The organism is Phycicoccus avicenniae, assembly GCF_050496545.1.
Classification (GTDB): Bacteria; Actinomycetota; Actinomycetes; order Actinomycetales; family Dermatophilaceae; genus Phycicoccus; species Phycicoccus avicenniae_A.
In genome coordinates this window covers 95,423-114,543 of record NZ_JBNVZV010000014.1, presented here as the reverse complement: position 1 = coordinate 114,543, position 19,121 = coordinate 95,423, and the positions used below count along the sequence as shown (strand labels likewise).

The 19,121-nt window shown below is 73.1% G+C and carries 23 protein-coding genes; 11 read left to right on the top strand and 12 right to left on the bottom strand.

Annotated features, from left to right (window positions below; translation table 11 throughout):
* Positions 1-80 precede the first annotated feature (80 nt).
* Complete coding sequence (gene mctP / locus ACQZ2A_RS13205; protein ID WP_430211763.1) at positions 81-1,730, bottom strand: monocarboxylate uptake permease MctP; 1,650 nt, start codon at positions 1,728-1,730, stop codon at positions 81-83.
* Positions 1,727-2,044, bottom strand: a complete 318-nt coding sequence (locus ACQZ2A_RS13200) for a DUF3311 domain-containing protein (protein WP_430211762.1) — start codon at positions 2,042-2,044, stop codon at positions 1,727-1,729. Before ACQZ2A_RS13200 ends, mctP begins: the two co-directional genes overlap by 4 nt.
* Before the next feature lie 196 nt (positions 2,045-2,240).
* Here ACQZ2A_RS13200 and ACQZ2A_RS13195 point away from each other — a divergent pair, with 196 nt between their 5' ends.
* From ACQZ2A_RS13195 to ACQZ2A_RS13175, 5 genes are all read left to right on the top strand, one after another.
* Positions 2,241-2,825, top strand: coding sequence for a hypothetical protein (locus ACQZ2A_RS13195; protein ID WP_430211759.1), 585 nt, complete (start codon positions 2,241-2,243; stop codon positions 2,823-2,825).
* Positions 2,822-3,580 (top strand): hypothetical protein, encoded by a 759-nt coding sequence (locus ACQZ2A_RS13190; RefSeq protein WP_430211757.1) that lies wholly within the window; start codon positions 2,822-2,824, stop codon positions 3,578-3,580. Before ACQZ2A_RS13195 ends, ACQZ2A_RS13190 begins: the two co-directional genes overlap by 4 nt.
* Positions 3,581-3,592: 12 nt before the next feature.
* Complete coding sequence (locus ACQZ2A_RS13185; protein WP_430211754.1) at positions 3,593-4,579, top strand: HEAT repeat domain-containing protein; 987 nt, start codon at positions 3,593-3,595, stop codon at positions 4,577-4,579.
* A gap of 50 nt (positions 4,580-4,629) precedes the next feature.
* Complete coding sequence (locus tag ACQZ2A_RS13180; protein WP_430211752.1) at positions 4,630-5,433, top strand: PIG-L family deacetylase; 804 nt, start codon at positions 4,630-4,632, stop codon at positions 5,431-5,433.
* Between the two features lie 71 nt (positions 5,434-5,504).
* Positions 5,505-6,326: an SGNH/GDSL hydrolase family protein gene (locus tag ACQZ2A_RS13175; protein ID WP_430211749.1), complete on the top strand. Its 822-nt coding sequence runs from the start codon at positions 5,505-5,507 to the stop codon at positions 6,324-6,326.
* 68 nt (positions 6,327-6,394) lie between these two features.
* Here the strand turns inward: ACQZ2A_RS13175 and ACQZ2A_RS13170 are convergent, their stop codons facing one another.
* Entirely contained in the window at positions 6,395-7,321 is a 927-nt protein-coding gene (locus ACQZ2A_RS13170) for a universal stress protein (protein WP_430211746.1), read from the bottom strand.
* Between the two features lie 177 nt (positions 7,322-7,498).
* Between ACQZ2A_RS13170 and ACQZ2A_RS13165 the strand changes: the two genes are divergently transcribed.
* Together ACQZ2A_RS13165 and ACQZ2A_RS13160 are read left to right on the top strand one after the other, a co-directional pair.
* Positions 7,499-8,155, top strand: coding sequence for an RraA family protein (locus ACQZ2A_RS13165; RefSeq protein ID WP_430211744.1), 657 nt, complete (start codon positions 7,499-7,501; stop codon positions 8,153-8,155).
* Positions 8,152-9,339 carry a PLP-dependent aminotransferase family protein gene (locus ACQZ2A_RS13160; protein ID WP_430211742.1) on the top strand — a complete coding sequence of 396 codons (1,188 nt, stop codon included), beginning with the start codon at positions 8,152-8,154 and terminating at the stop codon, positions 9,337-9,339. The genes ACQZ2A_RS13165 and ACQZ2A_RS13160 overlap by 4 nt, the downstream gene beginning before the upstream one ends.
* A 16-nt stretch (positions 9,340-9,355) precedes the next feature.
* Here the strand turns inward: ACQZ2A_RS13160 and ACQZ2A_RS13155 are convergent, their stop codons facing one another.
* The 6 genes from ACQZ2A_RS13155 to ACQZ2A_RS13130 form a co-directional block, all read right to left on the bottom strand.
* The gene (locus ACQZ2A_RS13155; protein ID WP_430211739.1) at positions 9,356-9,961 is read right to left on the bottom strand and encodes a helix-turn-helix domain-containing protein; all 606 of its coding nucleotides are present in this window, start codon (positions 9,959-9,961) and stop codon (positions 9,356-9,358) included.
* A gap of 44 nt (positions 9,962-10,005) precedes the next feature.
* Positions 10,006-10,452, bottom strand: coding sequence for a VOC family protein (locus ACQZ2A_RS13150; RefSeq protein ID WP_430211738.1), 447 nt, complete (start codon positions 10,450-10,452; stop codon positions 10,006-10,008).
* A 69-nt stretch (positions 10,453-10,521) separates the two neighbouring features.
* Positions 10,522-11,607, bottom strand: coding sequence for a redox-regulated ATPase YchF (gene ychF / locus ACQZ2A_RS13145; RefSeq protein WP_430211735.1), 1,086 nt, complete (start codon positions 11,605-11,607; stop codon positions 10,522-10,524).
* Between the two features lie 329 nt (positions 11,608-11,936).
* A complete protein-coding gene (locus tag ACQZ2A_RS13140) occupies positions 11,937-12,452 on the bottom strand; it encodes an NUDIX domain-containing protein (RefSeq protein WP_430211732.1) in 516 nt (171 codons plus the stop codon).
* A 9-nt stretch (positions 12,453-12,461) separates the two neighbouring features.
* Positions 12,462-13,100 (bottom strand): hypothetical protein, encoded by a 639-nt coding sequence (locus ACQZ2A_RS13135; RefSeq protein WP_430211731.1) that lies wholly within the window; start codon positions 13,098-13,100, stop codon positions 12,462-12,464.
* 20 nt (positions 13,101-13,120) lie between these two features.
* Complete coding sequence (locus tag ACQZ2A_RS13130) at positions 13,121-13,606, bottom strand: glutathione peroxidase (protein WP_430211728.1); 486 nt, start codon at positions 13,604-13,606, stop codon at positions 13,121-13,123.
* Between the two features lie 116 nt (positions 13,607-13,722).
* Here ACQZ2A_RS13130 and ACQZ2A_RS13125 point away from each other — a divergent pair, with 116 nt between their 5' ends.
* Entirely contained in the window at positions 13,723-14,916 is a 1,194-nt protein-coding gene (locus ACQZ2A_RS13125; RefSeq protein WP_430211725.1) for a DNA recombination protein RmuC, read from the top strand.
* Here ACQZ2A_RS13125 and ACQZ2A_RS13120 read toward each other — a convergent pair.
* The 3 genes from ACQZ2A_RS13120 to ACQZ2A_RS13110 are packed head-to-tail and all read right to left on the bottom strand — an operon-like array spanning position 14,898 to position 16,802.
* Positions 14,898-15,353, bottom strand: a complete 456-nt coding sequence (locus tag ACQZ2A_RS13120; RefSeq protein ID WP_430211722.1) for a GNAT family N-acetyltransferase — start codon at positions 15,351-15,353, stop codon at positions 14,898-14,900. The two genes, ACQZ2A_RS13125 and ACQZ2A_RS13120, sit on opposite strands and share 19 nt — an antisense overlap.
* Before the next feature lie 11 nt (positions 15,354-15,364).
* Complete coding sequence (locus tag ACQZ2A_RS13115) at positions 15,365-16,378, bottom strand: 4-hydroxy-3-methylbut-2-enyl diphosphate reductase (RefSeq protein ID WP_430211719.1); 1,014 nt, start codon at positions 16,376-16,378, stop codon at positions 15,365-15,367.
* 49 nt (positions 16,379-16,427) lie between these two features.
* The gene (locus ACQZ2A_RS13110) at positions 16,428-16,802 is read right to left on the bottom strand and encodes a DoxX family protein (protein WP_430211718.1); all 375 of its coding nucleotides are present in this window, start codon (positions 16,800-16,802) and stop codon (positions 16,428-16,430) included.
* 95 nt (positions 16,803-16,897) lie between these two features.
* Between ACQZ2A_RS13110 and ACQZ2A_RS13105 the strand changes: the two genes are divergently transcribed.
* From ACQZ2A_RS13105 to ACQZ2A_RS13095, 3 genes are read left to right on the top strand one after another with little or no spacing between them, the layout of a single operon-like run.
* On the top strand, positions 16,898-17,572 hold the full coding sequence (locus ACQZ2A_RS13105; RefSeq protein ID WP_430211715.1) for a TetR/AcrR family transcriptional regulator: 675 nt from the start codon (positions 16,898-16,900) through the stop codon (positions 17,570-17,572).
* 27 nt (positions 17,573-17,599) lie between these two features.
* Entirely contained in the window at positions 17,600-18,850 is a 1,251-nt protein-coding gene (xseA, locus tag ACQZ2A_RS13100; protein WP_430211712.1) for an exodeoxyribonuclease VII large subunit, read from the top strand.
* Between the two features lie 26 nt (positions 18,851-18,876).
* A complete protein-coding gene (locus ACQZ2A_RS13095; RefSeq protein ID WP_430211710.1) occupies positions 18,877-19,110 on the top strand; it encodes an exodeoxyribonuclease VII small subunit in 234 nt (77 codons plus the stop codon).
* The last annotated feature ends 11 nt before the right edge of the window (positions 19,111-19,121 follow it).

The following is a 19,121-nucleotide window of genomic DNA, read 5'->3' as shown; positions in this document are numbered from 1 at the left end:
CCCCCCCCCCCCCCCCCCCCCCCCCCCCCCCCCCCCCCCCCCCCCCCCCCCCCCCCCCCCGGCACTGAGGTCGGGGCCACTCAGGGGTTCGGCGCCTCCTGGTGGATCGGCGTCGGCAGCTTCTCGACGCGCGGGTCCCCGGCGTCGGCGAAGTAGTCGCCGCGGATCGTCTCGTCATCGCCCTGCGGCACCTTCGCCACCCGCAGCACGAGGGTGCCGACGACGGCCACGAGGACGTTGATCACGAACGCCGTCATCGCGATGTAGCCCATCTGCCCGATGATCGGGATGGTGTCGAGCGAACCGCCGAAGTGGTTGATGCCGGCCCGCGGGTTGGCGACGCTCCAGGCCTGCCAGGTGCCGTAGACCATGCCGACCGCCCAGCCGGCGGTCAGCGCCCAGCGGTGCAGCCATCGCGTGTACAGCCCCACGACGACGGCGGGGAAGGTCTGGAGGATCCAGATGCCGCCGAGGAGCTGGAAGTTGATGGCGTTCTGCTTGTCGAGCGCGAGGACGAAGACCAGCGCGAAGCCCTTGACGACGAGCGAGACGAGCTTGGAGACCTTGGCCTCCTGCTTCGGGGTGGCGTCGGGCTTGAGCCACTCCTTGTAGATGTTCCGCGTGAAGGTGTTCGCGGCCGCGATGGACATGATCGCCGCCGGCACCAGCGCACCGATCGCGATGGCCGCGAACGCGATTCCCGCGAACCACGACGGGAAGGAGTCCTCGAACAGCTGCGGGATGACGAGCTGGGCGTTCGGCTTGCCGTCGAGGCCGATCGGCTTGGTCCCGGCGGCGATGGCGACCCATCCGAGGAGCGCGAGCAGACCGAGGACGAACGAGTACGCCGGGAGGATCGCGGCGTTGCGCCGGATGGTGTTGCGCGAGCTCGCCGACAGGCTGGCCGTGATCGAGTGCGGGTACATGAACAGCGCGAGCGCCGACCCGAGGCCGAGCGTGGCGTAGGCCCACTGGGCCTGGGCCCCCGGGATGAACGCGCCGGTCGGCTTGCCGTCCACCGGGTTCGGCGTCGCCATCTTCTGCTCGGCCGCCGAGAAGACGGCATCCCACCCGCCGACCTTGCTCGGCAGGTAGACGATGGCGACGATGATCACGAGGTAGATCAGCGTGTCCTTGACGAAGGCGATGACCGCCGGGGCGCGCAGGCCGCTCGAGTACGTGTACGCCGCCAGCAGGGCGAACGCGATGAAGAGCGGGAGGTCCTTGGCGATGATGTTGCTGCCGCCGCCGAGGCCGATGACCTCGAGCACGGCCTGGATGCCGACGAGCTGGAGCGCGATGTACGGCATCGTCGCGAGGAAGCCGGTGACCGCGATGGCCAACGACAGTCCGCGCGAACCGAACCGGCCGCGCACGAAGTCCGCGGTGGTGACGTAGCCGTGCCGGTGGCTGACCGACCAGAGGCGGCCCATGAAGACGAAGATGATCGGGTACAGCACGATCGTGTAGGGGACGGCGAAGAAGCCGGAGACGGCGCCGGCGGCGAACATCGCGGCGGGCACGGCGACGAACGTGTACGCCGTGTAGAGGTCACCGCCGAGCAGGAACCACGTCACCCACGTGCCGAACGAGCGTCCGCCGAGGCCCCACTCGTCGAGGGACTCCATCGACGTGGGCCGCCGCCACCGGGTCGCGAGGAACCCCATGACGGTGACCAGGAGGAAGAGGACGACGAGGACGGCCAGGGCGACGCCGTCGATGCCGCTCACGCCCGCTCCCCCGTCCGCTCGCCGGTACCGGTCATCGGTCGGTGGGGCCGGGCCACGAGGACGATGCGGTACGCCGTGTACGTGAGCGCCGAGCAGAGGAAGACCCAGAGGAACTGGTACCAGATGAAGAACGGGAAGCCCCAGAGCCGCGGCTCGACCCGGCTGTAGCTGCTCACCCACAGCAGGGCGACGACCGGGATCGCGAGCAGCACGCCGGCGAGCACGAGCAGGCCGGTGCGAGCGGGTGGGACGGTGTCGTGGTCGACCTCGTCGCGGCGGGTTCCGCCGGCGTCGGCCTGGTCTGCGGTGCTCACAGATGCCTCCTCGTTCCCCCGGGTGCTCCGGCGGTCGCCGGGCCACAGCACACCGTAGGGACTCCGCCTCCCGGAGTGGGGGTTGCGTGCGGGGTGATCGGTGCCGTGGACCCGCGCATCGGCGACCGGCATGTATCAGCGCACCGGCCACCGCCCTCCTCACCGCCGACCACCCCGCACGACGAAGGACGGCACGATGACCGACATCAGGTTCGACGGCGACTGGATCCACCTCGAGGCCGCCGTGACGAAGTCCGCGACGAGCGACTTCATGCTCGACACCCCCTCCCGGCGCAGGACGAACAGCCCGTACCGCCGGGCCCTCGTCCACGACTTCGAGGACGGGCTCACCCTCAACTGGGACCGCGACTACCCCGGGGGCGTGACGATCAACGACCTCAAGACGGTGCACGGGGCGACCAACGGCGACTGGCTCGTCGTGCGCTCGCGCATCGTGCAGCAGTTCGGCACCGACCTCATGCTGGACGGTGGCAGGGAGCGCCGGGCGACGACGACCATCATCCGCCCCCGGCGACCCAACCCCTACCGCCGCGCCCTCGTGCACGCGTGGGAGGACACGCTCGTCGTCAACTACAACCGTGACTACCTCGGCGGCGTGCTCATCGAGGGCCGCGTCACCTGCCCGGGCTCGCTCAGCGTGGCCGGCCAGGACGTGGCGACGGTCCTGGCCTCGCTGCAGAGCCAGGTCACCGCGCTCACGAGCCAGGCCACCGCGCTCACCGCCCGGGTCACCGAGCTCGAGGGACGGGTCGGGCCGTGACCGTCGCGTCCGTCCGGCAGGCGCTGGCCTGCATGGGCCTCGGCGGGACGGCGAACCCCTCGGTGATGCGCGAGGTGCTCGGCTTCTGGCGCGGCACCCCTCCCACCGACCCCGCCACCTCGACGCCGGTCGCGGTCTCCCTCGGCCAGGCCTTCGACGGCCTCTCCCGCGGGCACGTCAACCTCAACCTCGTCGAGGTCGGGCTCGACCTCCTCTCCGCCACCGAGATGGCGGCCGCCGACGACAAGGTCGACTACGCGGTCCACCGGACGCGCCAGATCTACGCGACCCGTCAGCTGGGTCTCGGTCGGGTGCAGTACTTCTGGGTCACGGCAGCGGCCTCCAACGGCCGTGACGACCTCGGCAGCGAGTCCGAGGCGGACAGCCTCTCGGACGAGTGGAGCGTTGGCAACGACGGTGTCGACATGTTCATCGTGCGCAACATCAGCGACACCGACTTCGTCGGCATCTCGCCCGTCCCGGGTGACTGCGACAAGGGCGACAAGGACGACGGCCTGATCGGTGGCGAGATCGGTCGGGAGCCGGAGGGGTTCTCCCGCACCGTCGCCCACGAGCTCGGCCACTTCCTCAACCTGTCGCACAACCACGGGGACGACTGCCCCACCGCCACGAGCGCGCGAGAGAACCTCATGGCCCAGACCCGGTGCGCGGTGAGCACCCGCAGCTCTGTGCTGCTCACCTCCGCCCAGGGCTCGACGATGCGCGGCCGCTGCCAGGTCCGCGGCGGCTGCTGACGAAGGAGCACCATGCCCACCGACACCACCCCCCTCGACCAGCGCAGCGATGCCGCCCTGGGCCGACTGGCCCGGGCCACCCGCCCGGACGTGGCCCGCGAGAGCCTCGCCGTGCTCGCCCGGCGCGACGCCGGCACCCTCCCCGCCCTCGGACGCGAGCTGGTCGTCGGCCATCCCGACGAGCGCGTCCGGGCACGGGCCGCCGTCGTCCTCGGCCGCGTCCCCGGTCGCGCCAGCCAGGATGCCCTCGAGGCCGCGCTCGGCACCGACAGCCCGACCGTGCTCCGGCGCGTGGTCGGCGCCCTGGGGCGCATCGGCGACGCCGGCGCCCTCGAGGCGCTGGCTCGCCTGCAGCTCGACCCCGCCACGCCGATCGGCCGCGAGCTGCGGATGGCCCGCACCCTCGTGGCGTACCGGCACGGCCTCGACGCAGCACCCGTCCAGCCCGAGCCGATGACGTCGTACTCCGCCGAGCGCGGGCGGACCATCGAGTGGTCCAGGGGCGGCAGGATGCCCAAGCGGGCCATCGTCGCCTCCGCCGAGCGCGAGCTGCCCGGGCTGAGCGTGGCCCAGGCCTCGGTGCACCCGTACGTGTGCTCCGGGCACCCGGGAGCCCTGGCGCTGGATGCCGGGCTGCGCGGCGCCCCCGCGGAGGAGGCCCTCGGCGCCCCGCGGCTGCTCGGCGCGATCCTGCGCGAGCGGGTCTGTTCCGAGCGCTACAGCCTCGACGCCTACCTCCTCGCCGACCAGCGCGACGGCGGCCGGGTCTGGCTGGTCCGACCCGACGGCACGCTGGTGCACGGCGGCCGCACCTCGGTCGACGGCGACGTCGTCTCCTTCGTCGTCGACGAGTCGCGGGCCCCGTACGGGTCGCCGGTGCGCGTCACCGGCAGCTACGACCTTCGCTCGGGCGCGCTCGTCGTCGACGAGGCGCTCGTCGCGTCCCGCTCGACCCGCGCTGCCCGCGCCACTCCCCCGGAGCAGCGTCCGGGTCGCTGAGCCCCCTGCCGGCCGTCCCCCTGTCGGGGGCGGTCGGCATGATGGGTGCCGTGTCGACCATCGTCTTCCTCCACGCCCATCCCGACGACGAGGCCTCGCAGACCTCCGGCTCGATGGCCCGCGCCGTCGACGAGGGCCACCGTGTCGTCCTCGTCGTCGCGACCGGCGGCGAGCACGGCACCGCCCCGGCCGACCTCGCGCCCGGTGAGACGCTCGTCGACCGCCGGCGTCGCGAGCTCGAGGCCTCGGCCCGCGCCATCGGGCTGCACCGCGTGGAGTGGCTCGGGTACAGCGACTCCGGGATGACCGGCTGGGAGCAGAACTCGCACGAGGGCGCGTTCACCGCCGCCGACCTCGACGAGGCCGGCCGCCGGTTCGCCGCGGTGCTCGACGACGAGGACGCCGACGTCGCGGTCGGCTACGACTGGCACGGCGGCTACGGCCACCCCGACCACGTGCAGGTGCACCGGGTCCTGCACCGCGGTGCCGAGCTCGCGGCCCGCCGCCCGCGGGTCCTCGAGTCCACGATGAACCGCGACGCGATGCGCGAGATGTTCGAGGCCGCCCGCGCCGCCGGGATGGAGGACGACTGGGACCCCGACGCCCCGATGGACGACGGCAACCCGATGGGCACCCCGGCCGCCGAGCTGCACTGGCGGGTCGACGTCCGGCCGCTCATCGAGCGCAAGCGGGCGGCGCTCGCCAGCCACGCGAGCCAGACCAGCGACGTCGGGATGATGCTCGCCATGCCGCCCGAGGTGTTCACCGCCGCGTTCGGGTTCGAGCACTTCGTCGAGCCGGGGCGCAGCGAGGCGATGGTCGAGGGCTGGCCGTTCGCCCCGGTTGCGGGGTGAGCCCGCGCGGGTGAGCATGAGCGCACCCGGGGCGGCACGGTCGCCCGAGACGCCGCACGAAGGAGTGCCCGTTGTCCGCTCGCCCCCGCCTCAGGTCCCTGGTCGCCGCCGTCGCGGCCCTCCCCCTCGTGCTCACCGCGACCCTGCTGCCCTCCGCCGCAGCGGCATCCGCCGCCGAGCCCGACCAGTACGTCGCACTCGGCGACTCCTACGCCGCCGGCAACGGCACGGGCTTCCCGGACCTCAGCCTCTCCTGCTACCGCAGCAGCCTGGCCTACGCCCCGCTCGTCGCGAAGGCCCGCCCGAACACGACCCTGTCGTTCAAGGCGTGCTCCGGCGCGAAGACCGGTGACGTCACCGGCGGTCAGACGGCGGCGCTCTCGGCGTCCACCGACTTCGTGACGGTCAGCATCGGCGGCAACGACGTCGGCTTCACCGACCTCATCCTCTCCTGCTTCAGCAGCTGGGACGAGCTGCTCTGCCGCTCCACCGTCTCGAAGGTCAACGCCCGCATCGACGCCGAGCTGCCCGCCAAGCTCGACGCCACCTACGCCGACATCCGCACCCGCGCCCCGGGGGCCAAGGTGATGGTCGTCGGTTACCCCAAGCCGTTCGGGGCGTCGGTGTCGTGCACGCAGGCGAGCGGCGTGAACTCGCGGGAGTCGGTGCTGCTCAACGATGTCGCCGCCCACCTCGACCGCGTGCTCGCGGCGCGGGCCGCTGCGGCCGGCTTCACCTACCTCGACCCCGTGCCGTCCTTCACCGGTCACGACGTCTGCGCCTCGACCCCCTACGTGTGGGGCAAGGCGACCGGCCTGCTCGACATCTACCACCCGACCCGCGCCGGCTACCGCGACGGCTTCGTCCCGCTCGTGCGCGCCGCGATGGGCTGAGCCTCACAACCGACGACTGACCGGCCGCGGGTCCCTGCGGCCGGTCAGTGGTCTCGGGGACCGATCGGTCAGGGGATGACCGCGAGAGGCACGGAGGTCCGCATCGCGACGGACCGGCTGACGCTGCCCATGAGCAGTCCGCCGATCCCGGTGCGGCCGCGCCGGCCGACGACGAGGAGGTCGGCGTCGGCCTCGCGCGCCACCTCGAGCAGTACCGTTGCGGGCTTGCCGTGCCGGACGACGACGTCCACGGGCACCTCGGGCCGAGCCGCGTGGGCCGCTGCGAGGGCGTCGCGCGTCGCCGCCGCGAGGCGGGCCTCCACGCGCCCCCACCGCTCGGACCCGGGCTCGGAGACGACGACGCCGTCCTCCACCTCGACGGTCCAGGCGGTGACGGCCGAGACCCGGCCGCCCACCGACGCGGCCTCCTGGACCGCGTGGGCGACGGCTCGGGCCCCGGCCTCGCTGCCGTCGGCTCCGACGACGACACGGTGGGGTTCCACCGGCGGCAGCGACTCGGGCACGACGACCACCGTGCCGTGCCCGTGGGCCACGACCGCGAGGGCGGTCGATCCCATGACCAGCCTCTCGAGGCGGTCGTGGGAGGAGGTCCCCACGACGACCGTCGCCCGCTCGGAGAGCCCGACGAGGACGGCGGCCGGGGAGCCGTGCGACGCATGCACGGCGACCTCCAGGCCCGGGTGCCGCGCACGGAGCCGGCCGGCGAGAGCATCGAGCCGGGTGCGGGCACTCGTCATCAGCTGCTCGCCGTACCACGGCGCCTCGGCGGCGAAGACCGAGAACGGGGTCAGGGCGATGCCCAGCTCGATGACGTGGACGAGGTCGAGCCGTGCCCCGCGACGGACCGCGGTGGCGGCGGCCCACGCGACGACGGCGTCCTCGTGGGACGAGCCGTCGAGCGCGGCGACGACGGGTGCGGGGTCCGTCCCCTCGAGGGGGTGGGCCTCGTGCCTCGGGAGCACGTCCTCGGCCATGTCCCCACTGTGCTCCGGTGCCCGTTGGTGGCGCCGTCTCGTGGGTCACACCCGGGGTGTGACGTGGGGAACCCCGTGGGCCGGCCGTGGACGCGTGTTGCCCCCACCGGGAGGCGCACCGGAGACTGCTCGGGACCGGCCGATCGCGCCGGCTCCGCACGACGAGGAGACACCCGGATGACGTCGCAGGCCCTGCTCGAGCGCCTCGCCCACCTCTCGACGACGAGCCTCGTCGATGCCTCGCCGGCGCTGCGCGTGCTGCCGCACCGGCTGCGGCCGGTCGTGGCCGGGCGACACCTGGTGGGCCGGGTCGTGACGGCGCGGGCCGAGCGGGACCTCGTGCCGGTCATCCACGCGCTGCGAGCGTCCGGCCCGGGGGACGTCCTCGTGATCGACGCCGGCGGAGACGAGCGGGCCGTGGCCGGCGAGCTGTTCGGCACCGAGGCGCAACGGCGTGGGCTGGCCGGCCTGGTGGTCGACGGACGCACCCGGGACACCGCAGCCCTCAGCAGGCTGTCGATGCCCGTGTGGTCGACCGGGTTCGCGCCCAACGCCTTCGGCGCCGCGCGGGTGCCGGAGGAGGGCCTGACGCTGTCCCTCGACGGTGTGGCCGTGGTACCGGGAGACCTGCTCGTCGGGGACGACGACGGGCTCGTCACCGGGTCCGAGGAGGACTTCGCGGCGGCGGTGGACGGGGCCGAGGCCATCGAGTCGCGGGAGAAGGCGCTGCAGGAGCGCATCCTCGACGGCACCTCGCTCTTCGACGTCATGACCTACGACGAGCACCTCGCCGCGCTGCGCGAGGGACGGCCGGGCGGACTGGCCTTCGGATGACGTCCTTCGCACGGCGCGCCGAGCGCCTCAAGCCGTCCGCCATCCGCGAGTTCCTCTCCCTCGCAACGAACCCGGACATCACGTCGTTCGCCGGGGGCTACCCGGACCCGACGCTCTTCCCGGTCGACGAGCTGCACAAGGTCTACGACGCGCTGCTGACGCCCGAGAACACGTCGGCGCTGCAGTACACGGCCTCGGACGGCATCCCCGAGCTGCGGGCCCTGGTGGCCGACCGGCTCACCGCCGACGGGATGCCCTGTGCCGCCGACGACGTGCTCATCACGCAGGGCGGGCAGCAGGGGCTCGACCTCACCGCCAAGCTCTTCCTCGACGCCGGCGACGTCGTCGTCACCGAGCGACCGACCTTCCTCGGGGCACTCATCGCCTTCGACCCGTGCGAGCCCGCGTACCGGTCGGTGCCGATGGACGACGAGGGCATGGACACCGTTGCGCTGGAGGAGGTCCTGCGCACGACCGACCGCGTGAAGCTCGTCTACACGGTGCCCGACTTCCAGAACCCCACCGGCCGGACGATGAGCCTGGAGCGACGGCGCCACCTCGTCGAGCTGGCCGAGCGCTACGACGTGGTCGTCCTCGAGGACACGCCGTACCGCGAGCTGCGCTACGAGGGCGAGCGGCTGCCGACCATCCGCAGCCTCGACCCCAACGGCCGTGTGGTGCACCTCGGCTCGTTCTCGAAGATCCTCGTGCCGGGGCTGCGGCTCGGGTGGGCGCTGGCCGAGCCGGAGGTCCGCGACAAGCTGGCGCTGCTCAAGCTCGCCGCCGACACCCAGAACGGCACGCTCAACATGCGGGCGACCACGGCGTACCTCACCGGGTTCGACGTCGACGCGCACGTCGCCGACATGCTGCCGACGTACCGGCACAAGCGCGACCTCATGCTCGCGACGATGGAGGAGCACTTCCCGCCGGGCACGTCGTGGACGCGCGCCGAGGGCGGTCTGTTCACCTGGGTGACCTTTCCCGAGTCGCTCGACCTCGCCGCGTTCCAGCGCGACGTCCTCATCCCCCGGGCCGGCGTCATCCTCGTGCCCGGCGCACCGTTCTTCTCCGAGCGGCCCGAGGCCCACCATGCGCGGATGAGCTTCTCGGGCGTGCCCGACGACCGGCTCGTGGCCGGGGTGCGGGCGATGGGCGCCCTGCTGGCCGAGGCCCTCGCCTGAGCGCGACGGTCGACGGTCAGGGCGCCAGCGCCACGGTGCGCACGAACGTCGCCGCGTCGCCGGGACCCATCCGGTCGTTGCGGTACGCGTAGGGCCGGTCGCTGCGCAACGTCGCCGAGCCGCCGGCCCGGACGACGTGGTCGACACCCTCCGTGTGGATGGTCAGCTCCCCGGACAGGACGTGGAAGAGCTCGTGGGAGCCGGCCGGGTCCGCGTGCCCCTGGTAGGTGTCCCCCGGCGCGAGCGACCAGAGCCACAGGTCCGCCCGCCGAGCGTCGCCCGTGACGCCGAGCAGGTGCGCGGTGGACCCGCGCTCGGTGGTCCAGACGACCGTGTGGTCGCCGGGAGCGGTGACGAGGCAGGCCGCCTCGGCGGTCGGGGTGAGCAGCGAGGTGAAGTCGACACCGAGCTGCCGGGCGATGCGCGTGACGGCGACGAGGCTGGGGTTCGCCTGACCGTGCTCGATCTGGGTGAGCAGCCGGCGGCTGACGCCGGAGGCCTCGGCGAGGTGCTGGACCGTCAGGCCCTGCCCCTTGCGCAGGACGCGGATCCGTTCGCCGACCCGGCCGAGGAAGTCGTGGTCCAGCTCGCCGTGGAGCGTGGAGTCGTCGAGCTCGGTCATGCGGCTTCCTCCGTGACTCGTCGGCCGGGCCGATCGGCGATGGCTCAGACGGCGAACAGCATCGACGGGTCGCGGAACGCCTTGAACTCCAACGCGTTCCCCGAGGGGTCGAGGAAGAACATGGTCCACTGCTCGCCGGGCTCGCCCTCGAAGCGCACGTACGGGTCGATGACGAAGTCGGTCCCGGCGGCCTCGAGCTGGGCCGCGAGCTCCTGGAACCGCTCGACCGAGAGCACCAGCCCGAAGTGCGGCACGGGCACCTCGTGGCCGTCGACGTGGTTGTGGCCGGCGACGGGCGCGGAGTACGCGTCGACCTGGTGGGTGACCACCTGGTGTCCCTCGACGTCCCAGTCGGTCCACCGCTCGGCGGAGCGGCCCTGCCCGAAGCCGAGGGTCTGCCCGTAGAAGCGCCGGGCGTCGGCGATGTCACCGACGGGGATGGCGAGGTGGAACGGGGGCAGCGACTGCCGGGTGGTCTCGTGAGCGTCCATGTGAGCACTCTACTGCGCGCCGATGCGCAGTGCAATGCTCACGTCGGAGTCATCGGCACGTCGACGCCCTCAGACGTTGAAGCGGAACTCCACGACGTCGCCGTCCTGCATGACGTACTCCTTGCCCTCCATGCGCGCCTTGCCGGCGGCCTTCGCGGCGGCCATCGAGCCGAGCTCGTCGAGGTCGGAGAACGAGACGATCTCGGCTTTGATGAACCCGCGCTGGAAGTCGGTGTGGATGACGCCGGCCGCCTGCGGGGCGGTCCAGCCCTGACGTATCGTCCAGGCGCGCGACTCCTTCGGGCCGGCGGTCAGGTAGGTCTGCAGCCCGAGGGTGTGGAAGCCGACGCGCGCCAGCTGGTCGAGCCCGGACTCCTCGGCACCGAAGGACTGGAGCATCTCGAGGGCGTCCTCCGCGGACATCTCCATGAGGTCCATCTCGAGCTTGGCGTTGAGGAAGACGGCGTCGGCGGGCGCGACGAGCGCGGCGAGCCGGGCGTGCAGGTCGGTGTCGGCGAGCTGGTCCTCGTCGAGGTTGAAGACGTAGATGAACGGCTTGGTCGTGAGCAGCCCGAGCCCGGCGGCCAGCGCGAGGTCGACACCGGCGGCCTCGCCGTGCGCGTACAGGGTCTTCCCTTCCTCGAGCACCGTCTGCGCGGCGAGCGCGTTCTCGAGGAGCGGCTTGGACTCCTTCTTGATGCGCGCCTCCTTCTCGAGCCGGGTGACGGCCTTCTCGAGGGTCTGGAGGTCGGCGAGGACGAGCTCGGTGTGGATGGTCTCCATGTCCGACTCGGGCGAGACGGCACCGTCGACGTGCACGACGTCGCCGTCCTCGAAGGCCCGCACGACCTGGCAGATGGCGTCCGCCTCACGGATGTTCGCGAGGAACTTGTTGCCGAGCCCCTCCCCCTCGGACGCGCCGCGGACGATGCCGGCGATGTCGACGAAGGAGACGGTGGCGGGGAGGATCTTCTCGCTGCCGAAGATCTCGGCGAGCCGGCCGAGCCGCTCGTCGGGCAGCGGGACGACCCCGACGTTGGGGTCGATCGTCGCGAACGGGTAGTTCGCCGCCAGGACGTTGTTCTTCGTCAGGGCGTTGAACATCGTCGACTTGCCGACGTTCGGCAGGCCGACGATTCCGATGGTGAGCGCCACGGCGCGTCCTCCTGGGGCTGGTGCAGGCGCCGGCCGGACGGGCGGGCACGACCACCCATCGTGCCGCACCGGCCCCGGCGGGCCGAAATCGCGAGGGTGGCCGAGCGCGGACCGGCGGACGACACGATGGTCGCGCGGGCCACGCGTCCCCGCACGGACGGGGGTCGCGGAGCGGCTTCGTGTCGTCGGTCGGACCGGCCGACGCCGGAGACGCGCCGCGGGAGGCGTCGCTCAGGCGGTGAGGGCCGAGACGACGATGTAGCCGAGGATGCCGACGCTCACGAGCGCGAGCGCCCCGAGCAGCACGAGCGCCAGACGGTTCTCGTCCTTCACGCGGCGCCCCCCGGCAGCGAACCGTCCTCGAGGTAGAGGGTCTCCCCCGGCGACCACGAGGCGACGGCGGCGAGCATCCGGGCCGTGTACGGCGCGACGTGGTCGGCGACGGCCGCCGGGTCCACCCAGTGCGCCCCGGCGATCTCGCGGGGAAGGAAGCGGGCGGGGTCGAGCTCGCCGTCGAAGACCCCGAGGTCGAAGAGGAAGAGGTGCGCATCGTCCCAGCCGCGCCACGGCGGCAGCCAGTTGACGGCGACGAGCCCGCCGACGGCGACCTCGAGCCCCAGCTCCTCGTCGATCTCGCGCGCGACCGTCGTGGCCGGCGGCTCACCGGGGTCGACCACCCCGCCCGGGAGGTCCCACTCCTGCTTGTACGACAGCTCGCACAGCAGCACCAGACCGGCCGGGTTGCGCAGCAGTCCCTGGGCGATGTTGCGCTTCTTCGGCAGCCGGTTGTTGAGGATGGCGATCCGGCGCAGGCGCTCGGCCTCGGTCTCCTCGCGTCGCGCCATGGCCCGACCCTACGCGAGCGCAGTGACCACGTTGCCGCCCAGCCGCTCGTGCAGCCGCTGTGCGACGAAGGCCGCGTTCTCGGCCCAGACGTCGAGCGGCAGCGGCGGGAGGAAGTCGTCCCAGTCGACCATGAAGGAGCCGAAGACCATCGGCAGGCGGGCCGGGCGGGCGAGGAACCACCAGTGGGCGTGGACCCCACCGTCGCCGATCCGCATCACGTGGCAGCGGCCGACGCTCGGCAGCTCCTCGACGGACGCGACGAGCGCGACGTGGAGCCGCCCGAAGGCCGCCGCGAGGTCGGCGCCCATGTCGGGCACGTCGAGGTGCCCGCGGGTGACGGCCGAGAGCATCAAGGGCGCGCCGGAGGGCGGCGGCGCCTTGACGAGGAAGTTCTCGTCCTCCCAGACCACGCCGAAGGGTTCGCGGGGCCCGCGGGCGGGGGGTTGCGCGCACTGGCAAGTGGCGGGGTCCTCCCCCGAGCGCACCCGTTCGTCGCCGGGTACCGGCCCGGGCTTGAGCCGGAGCCCTTCGGTCTCGAACGGGAAGACGTCCCAGACGAGGACGCCGTCGGGGTCGAGCGGGATGCGGCCGTCAGCGTCCTGCGCGGCGGCGACGCGGGCGAAGTACTCCTCGGGGCTCTCGGGCATGCCCGCGACCCTAGGCCGGATCAGGCGGCGAGGGCCTTCTCCACGGCGTCGCGGAGCTTCTCCGGCTTGGTGCTCGAGCCGAAGCGCTTGATCGGCGTGCCGTCGCGGCCGACGAGGAACTTCGTGAAGTTCCACTTGATCTTCTCGCTGCCGAGCGCGCCCTTGGCCTCGCTGCGCAGCCACCGGAACAGCGGGTGGGCGTCGTCGCCGTTGACCTCGACCTTGTCGAACATCGGGAACGTGACGCCGTGGTTGACGCGGCAGAACTCGCCGATGTCCTCGGCACTGCCGGGCTCCTGGCCGCCGAACTGGTTGCAGGGGAAGCCGAGGACGACGAGGCCGTGCTCCCGGTACTCCTGCCACAGGGCCTCCAGCCCGTCGTACTGCGGTGTGAAGCCGCACTGCGAGGCGGTGTTGACGACGAGCACGACCTTGCCGCGGTAGGCCGCGAGGTCCTGCGGTGCGCCGGAGAGGGTGGTGGCGGAGAAGTCCTGGAGCACGGGCACGGAGGGGTCCTTCCGGTCGGGAGGGCGCGCAGGGGTCACGCCGGTCGAGCACTGTTCGTCGCGGCCCCGCGGCGTGGATTGCCCGGCCTGTCGGTGGCGGCTGCGAGCATCGCGCCATGGACGGATGGGTGTGGGTTCTCCTCGGGGTGGTGCTCGGCGCGCTCGGGGCGTGGGCGGTCGCCCGGCTGGTGTTCGCGGCCCGGGGCGCGGCGGTCGAGGCCGAGCGCGACCTCCTGCGCGAGCGCGTGCTCGACCTCGAGACCTCGCTCGCCGAGGACATGGAGACCGCCGCCCTGCTCGCCCCGCTCAAGGACGCGCTCGTGCGCGTCGAGCAGCACGTCGGCGTGCTCGAGCGCGACCGGGTCGAGCAGTTCGGCTCCCTGCGCTCGCTGCTCGGACGGGTCGAGTCCGAGACGCAGGGGCTGGGCCGGGCCACGGCCTCCCTGGCGGGCTCACTGCGCTCGTCGTCGGTGCGCGGGGCCTGGGGCGAGGTCCAGCTGCGGCGCGTCCTGGAGGCCTCCGGGATGCTCTCCCGCTGCGACTTCGACGAGCAGGTCACCGCGCTGAGCGCCCACGACCGCCGCGTCCGGCCCGATGTCGTCGTGCGCCTGCCCGGAGGCAAGTCCCTCGTGGTCGACGCCAAGGCCCCGATGACGCACTTCCTCGACGCCCAGGCCGAGGACCTCCCCGACGACGAGCGCGGCGCGCTGCTGCGCCGGCACGCCGACGGCCTGGCCTCGCACGTGGCAGCCCTCGCCGGCAAGGAGTACTGGTCCGCGTTCCGCGACGGCCCCGAGGTCGTCGTCTGCTTCGTCCCCAGCGACGCGATGCTCGCCGCCGCGCTGGCCGCCCAGCCGTCCCTCCACGAGAAGGCCTTGGCCCAGCGGATCGTCCTCGTCGGCCCCGGCGCGCTGCTGGCGCTGCTGCGCACGGTCGCCTTCACGTGGCAGCAGGACGCGCTCTCGACCAGCGCCCGCGAGCTGCTCGACCTCGGCCGCGAGCTGCACGCCCGCCTCGCCACCCTCGGCGGGCACACGGCCAAGCTGGGCCGCAGCCTCCAGGGCAGCGTCGAGGCCTACAACGCGATGGTCGGGGCGCTGGAGTCCCGGGTCCTCGTCACCGCCCGCCGGATGCGCGACCTCGACGTCGTCACCGACGACCTCGACACCCTCGAGCCGGTGCGCTCGGGCCCCCGGCCGCTGACCGCCCAGGAGCTGATCGACGCCGTCACCGGTCCCGACGCCCGGCCCGAGCTCGTGCTCGACGAGCCGCTCGGAGGTGGCGAGGAGGGTCAGAGGTCGATCTCGTAGTGGAAGGTCGTGGGCCCGCCGACCCCCTCGGTGGCGTGCAGGCCCTCGCTCTCGTAGAGCCCCCGCGCCTCGGGGTCGTCCTCGCTCGTCGAGAGGTCGAGCAGGTCGCAGCCGCGCTCGCGCGCCCGCTCCAGGCAGGCCCGCAGCAGGGCGCGGCCCAGGCCCGTGCGGCGCACCGACGGGCTCACCCAGAGCTCGGCGAGGTAGGCCTCGTCGGCCGCGCTCCACAGCGACGGCCGGTACCGGACGACGGCCACCCCGTGCTCGTCACCGAGCAGGACGTCGGTCTCCCCCCGGGCCACCAGGCCGGTCAGTCGCGCCGCGAGCGCGTCGGCCCCGGGCGTCGGGTCGTCGTACGCGGTGTTGAACTCGTGGAGCAGGCGCCCGGCCAGCGCGAGGTCGTCCGCGGTGAGGGCCAGCGCCACCCGGTCGTCCATCGCGGCCTCCGTCAGTGCAGCGAGCCGGCCTCGGCGAACGAGCCGTCGTGGCGCATCTTGTCGGACATGCCCGCAGCCTTGAGGTCACGACGGATCTCGTTGGGGAGGGCGAACATCAGCGACTCCTCCGCGGCGACGACGGGCGCGACGTCCTCGTACCCGCGCGCGGCGAGGTAGTCGAGCACCCCGCGCACCAGGATCTCCGGCACCGAGGCACCCGACGTCACGCCGACCGTGGAGACGCCGTCGAGCCAGGACTCGTCGATCTCCTCGGCGAAGTCCACCAGGTGCCCGGCGCGGCTGCCGTGCTCGAGCGCGACCTCGACGAGGCGCACCGAGTTCGAGGAGTTGCGCGAGCCGACGACGATCATCAGGTCGCAGTCGGCGGCCATCTGCTTCACGGCCAGCTGGCGGTTCTGCGTGGCGTAGCAGATGTCGTCGCTCGGCGGGTCCTGCAGCGAGGGGAAGCGCTCGCGCAGCCGGCGCACGGTCTCCATCGTCTCGTCGACCGACAGCGTGGTCTGCGAGAGCCACACGACCTTCTCGGGGTCGCGGACGGTGACGTTGTCGACGTCGTCGGGGCCGTCGACGAGCTGGATGTGCTCGGGCGCCTCACCGGCGGTGCCCACGACCTCCTCGTGGCCCTCGTGGCCGATGAGGAGGATGTCGTAGTCGGAGTCGGCGAAGCGCACCGCCTCGCGGTGGACCTTGGTGACGAGCGGGCAGGTGGCGTCGATGGTGCGCAGGCTCAGCGCCCGCGCCTCCTCGTGGACGACCGGCGCGACGCCGTGCGCGGAGAAGACCACCGTGGCGCCCTCGGGCACCTCGTCGGTCTCGTCGACGAAGATCGCGCCGCGCTTCTGGAGGGTCGTGACCACGTGCTTGTTGTGGACGATCTCCTTGCGCACGTACACGGGCGCGCCGTAGAGCTCGAGAGCCTTCTCGACCGTGACGACGGCTCGGTCCACACCCGCGCAGTACCCGCGCGGGGCGGCGAGCAGGACGCGCTTCGGGGAGTCAGCCATGCCTCCATCGTAGGTCGGCCCCCGCGCAGGCCCGAATCGCCGGGACGGCTCAGAACGCGTTGGGCCCGAACCGCTGCCAGGCGACGAACACGGCGAGGAGCAGCAGGACGACGTTGACGGGCAGCGCCTGCTTCTCGCCCCTGCGCAGGTGCACCGGGATGGCGAGCAGCTGGACGACGGCCAGCCCGACGGCCGCGAGAGGGGTCAGCCACGGGAGGATGCCGGTCGCGGCGGGCAGGACCAGCCCGATCGCCCCGAGCGCCTCGACGGCCCCGATGAGCTTGACGGTCCCGTCCGAGAAGTCCTCGACCCAGGCCAGGCCCTTGGCCTTGAGGGCCTCGCGGGACTGCGTGGTCTTGAGGACACCGGCCGCGAGGTACGCGACGGCGAGCAGGACCTGGACGACCCAGACGGCGATGTTCATGTGTGGCTTCCTCTCGTGGAAGCGGAGGCCCTCCTCCGCTTGCTGTCGGGCGCAACGCGAGCAACCGGAGGATCTATTCCACTTATGCTCGACGGGTGACGGACCGGACCGGAGGATGCGGCGCGAGCGGCCTGCGGGCCGACGCCGCCTCGAACCGCGAGCGCCTCCTCACCGCCGCGCGCCGCGTCTTCGGCCGCGACGGGGTCGGCGCCCCCCTCACCGCCGTCGCCGACGAGGCGGGCGTGGGCATCGCGACGCTCTACCGCCGCTTCCCCGACCGCGACGCGCTCGTCTCCGAGGCCTTCGGTGAGGCCCTCGAGGCCTTCGACGTCCTCCTCGACGCCACCCTCGCCGACCCGGACCCGTGGCACGCCTTCGTCTCGATGGTCACCGGGATGAGCGAGCTGGAGGCGCGCGACCGCGGGTTCACCCACCTCCTCCAGTCGGCCGGCCTCCCCGGGCGTGACCACGAGGGGACCCGCCAGAAGGGCTACACGACGGCCGTCGAGGTGGTCCGCCGCGGCCAGGAGGCCGGTGTCGTGCGTCCCGACCTCAGCCCCGAGGACCTCCCGGTCCTCACCTTCGCCGTCGCCGGCATCCTCGAGGCCACCCGCGACGACGCCCCCGAAGCGTGGCGGCGTCACGTCGATCTCTTCCTCGAGGGCTGCCGCGCGACGCCGGGGGCACCGGCCCTCGCCCCGCCCGTCCCGCCCCGTGACCTGCGCCGCGCGATGATCCGGGCCGCGCGGCGGCGCACCGGCCTCGGCTGACGGCGCCCGCGCCTAGAGTGCGGTGCCATGAGCACCCCGGCGCGACCCCCGCTCCCGGAGAAGGCCGCCGACACCTCCGCCGAGCACCCGTGGCCGGTGCGCCTGCTCTCGATGAAGATCGGCGAGTACGTCGAGAAGATGTCGGTCCTGTGGGTCGAGGGTCAGGTCGTCCAGCTGACGCGGCGTCCCGGCGCCCGCACCGCCTACCTCACCCTGCGCGACCCCGACGTCGACATGAGCCTGTCCTGCTCGGTCCACGTCAACGCCCTCGACGCGATGCCCGGGCCGCTCACCGAGGGCGCGCGGGTCGTCCTCCAGGCCAAGCCGTCGTTCTGGACCCAGCGCGGCTCGCTCGTCCTGGACGCCCGCCAGATCCGGCCGGTCGGGGTCGGCGAGCTGCTGGCCCGGCTCGAGTACCTCAAGCGGCACCTGGCCCAGGAGGGCCTCTTCGACCGCGACCGCAAGAAGCCGCTGCCGTTCCTGCCCCGCCGCATCGGGCTGGTCTGCGGCCGGGCCAGCGCGGCCGAGAAGGACGTCGTCGAGAACGCCCGCCGGCGCTGGCCGAGCGCGGTCTTCGAGATCCGTCAGGTCGCGGTGCAGGGGACGGCGGCGGTCACCGAGGTCACCGCCGCCCTCGCCGAGCTCGACGCCCACCCCGAGGTCGACGTCGTCGTCATCGCCCGGGGTGGTGGCGGGGTCGAGGACCTGCTGCCGTTCTCCAACGAGACGCTGCTGCGTGCGGTCGCCGCCGCGGTCACACCCGTGGTCAGCGCCATCGGGCACGACGTCGACACCCCGCTCCTCGACCTCGTCGCCGACCACCGCGCCTCCACCCCGACCGATGCGGCGAAGGCGATCGTGCCCGATGCCGACGCCGAGCGGCGCGGGCTGGACGCCGCCCGGGCGCGCGGGCACCGGGCGCTCGGGGGGCGGCTGCACCACGAGCGGCGCCGGCTCACCGAGCTCGGAAGTCGTCCCGTGCTCGCCGACAAGGGCGCCTTCGTCCGCGGCCAGCGCGAGGTGGTCGACGCGCTCGTGGCCCGCGCGCACCACCGGGTCGAGGCCGGCCTGCACCGCCAGCGCGACCGCGTCGACCACCTGGGCGTCCAGGCCCGCACCCTCTCGCCGCAGTCCACCCTCGACCGCGGGTACGCCGTGGTCCAGCGGGTCGGCGGAGCGGTGGTGACCTCGCCCGAGGAGGTCGAGGCCGACGAGCTGCTGCGCGTGCGCGTGGCCCGTGGTGACTTCGGCACCCGCGTCGTCGGCTCGAGCACCTAGTCGGTGCCGGCCGTTAGGCTCGCCGCATGCCGAAGGACAGCAGCGCGCCCGCGCCCGCCGAGGACGCCAACGCCGACGTCGCCTCCCTCGGGTACGAGCAGGCCCGTGACGAGCTCGTCGACCTCGTCGCCCGGCTCGAGAGCGGCCAGGTCGGCATCGAGGAGAGCATGACGCTGTGGGAGCGCGGCGAGGCGCTCGCGGCGCACTGCCGCCAGTGGCTCGACCAGGCCGAGGAGCGCATCACCGCCGGCGACGAGTGACGCGCTCCGGC

Excerpts from the sequence above, each read along its gene's own strand:
- ACQZ2A_RS13125 (WP_430211725.1), top strand. The coding sequence starts at position 13,723 with ATGGACGGATGGGTGTGGGTTCTCCTCGGGGTGGTGCTCGGCGCGCTC.
- ACQZ2A_RS13155 (WP_430211739.1), bottom strand. The coding sequence starts at position 9,961 with ATGACCGAGCTCGACGACTCCACGCTCCACGGCGAGCTGGACCACGAC.
- ACQZ2A_RS13165 (WP_430211744.1), top strand. The coding sequence starts at position 7,499 with ATGACGTCGCAGGCCCTGCTCGAGCGCCTCGCCCACCTCTCGACGACG.
- ACQZ2A_RS13195 (WP_430211759.1), top strand. The coding sequence starts at position 2,241 with ATGACCGACATCAGGTTCGACGGCGACTGGATCCACCTCGAGGCCGCC.
- ACQZ2A_RS13160 (WP_430211742.1), top strand. The coding sequence starts at position 8,152 with ATGACGTCCTTCGCACGGCGCGCCGAGCGCCTCAAGCCGTCCGCCATC.
- ACQZ2A_RS13120 (WP_430211722.1), bottom strand. The coding sequence starts at position 15,353 with ATGGACGACCGGGTGGCGCTGGCCCTCACCGCGGACGACCTCGCGCTG.
- ACQZ2A_RS13110 (WP_430211718.1), bottom strand. The coding sequence starts at position 16,802 with ATGAACATCGCCGTCTGGGTCGTCCAGGTCCTGCTCGCCGTCGCGTAC.
- xseA (WP_430211712.1), top strand. The coding sequence starts at position 17,600 with ATGAGCACCCCGGCGCGACCCCCGCTCCCGGAGAAGGCCGCCGACACC.
- ACQZ2A_RS13115 (WP_430211719.1), bottom strand. The coding sequence starts at position 16,378 with ATGGCTGACTCCCCGAAGCGCGTCCTGCTCGCCGCCCCGCGCGGGTAC.
- ACQZ2A_RS13150 (WP_430211738.1), bottom strand. The coding sequence starts at position 10,452 with ATGGACGCTCACGAGACCACCCGGCAGTCGCTGCCCCCGTTCCACCTC.
- ACQZ2A_RS13140 (WP_430211732.1), bottom strand. The coding sequence starts at position 12,452 with ATGGCGCGACGCGAGGAGACCGAGGCCGAGCGCCTGCGCCGGATCGCC.
- ACQZ2A_RS13170 (WP_430211746.1), bottom strand. The coding sequence starts at position 7,321 with ATGGCCGAGGACGTGCTCCCGAGGCACGAGGCCCACCCCCTCGAGGGG.
- ACQZ2A_RS13185 (WP_430211754.1), top strand. The coding sequence starts at position 3,593 with ATGCCCACCGACACCACCCCCCTCGACCAGCGCAGCGATGCCGCCCTG.
- ACQZ2A_RS13135 (WP_430211731.1), bottom strand. The coding sequence starts at position 13,100 with ATGCCCGAGAGCCCCGAGGAGTACTTCGCCCGCGTCGCCGCCGCGCAG.
- ACQZ2A_RS13095 (WP_430211710.1), top strand. The coding sequence starts at position 18,877 with ATGCCGAAGGACAGCAGCGCGCCCGCGCCCGCCGAGGACGCCAACGCC.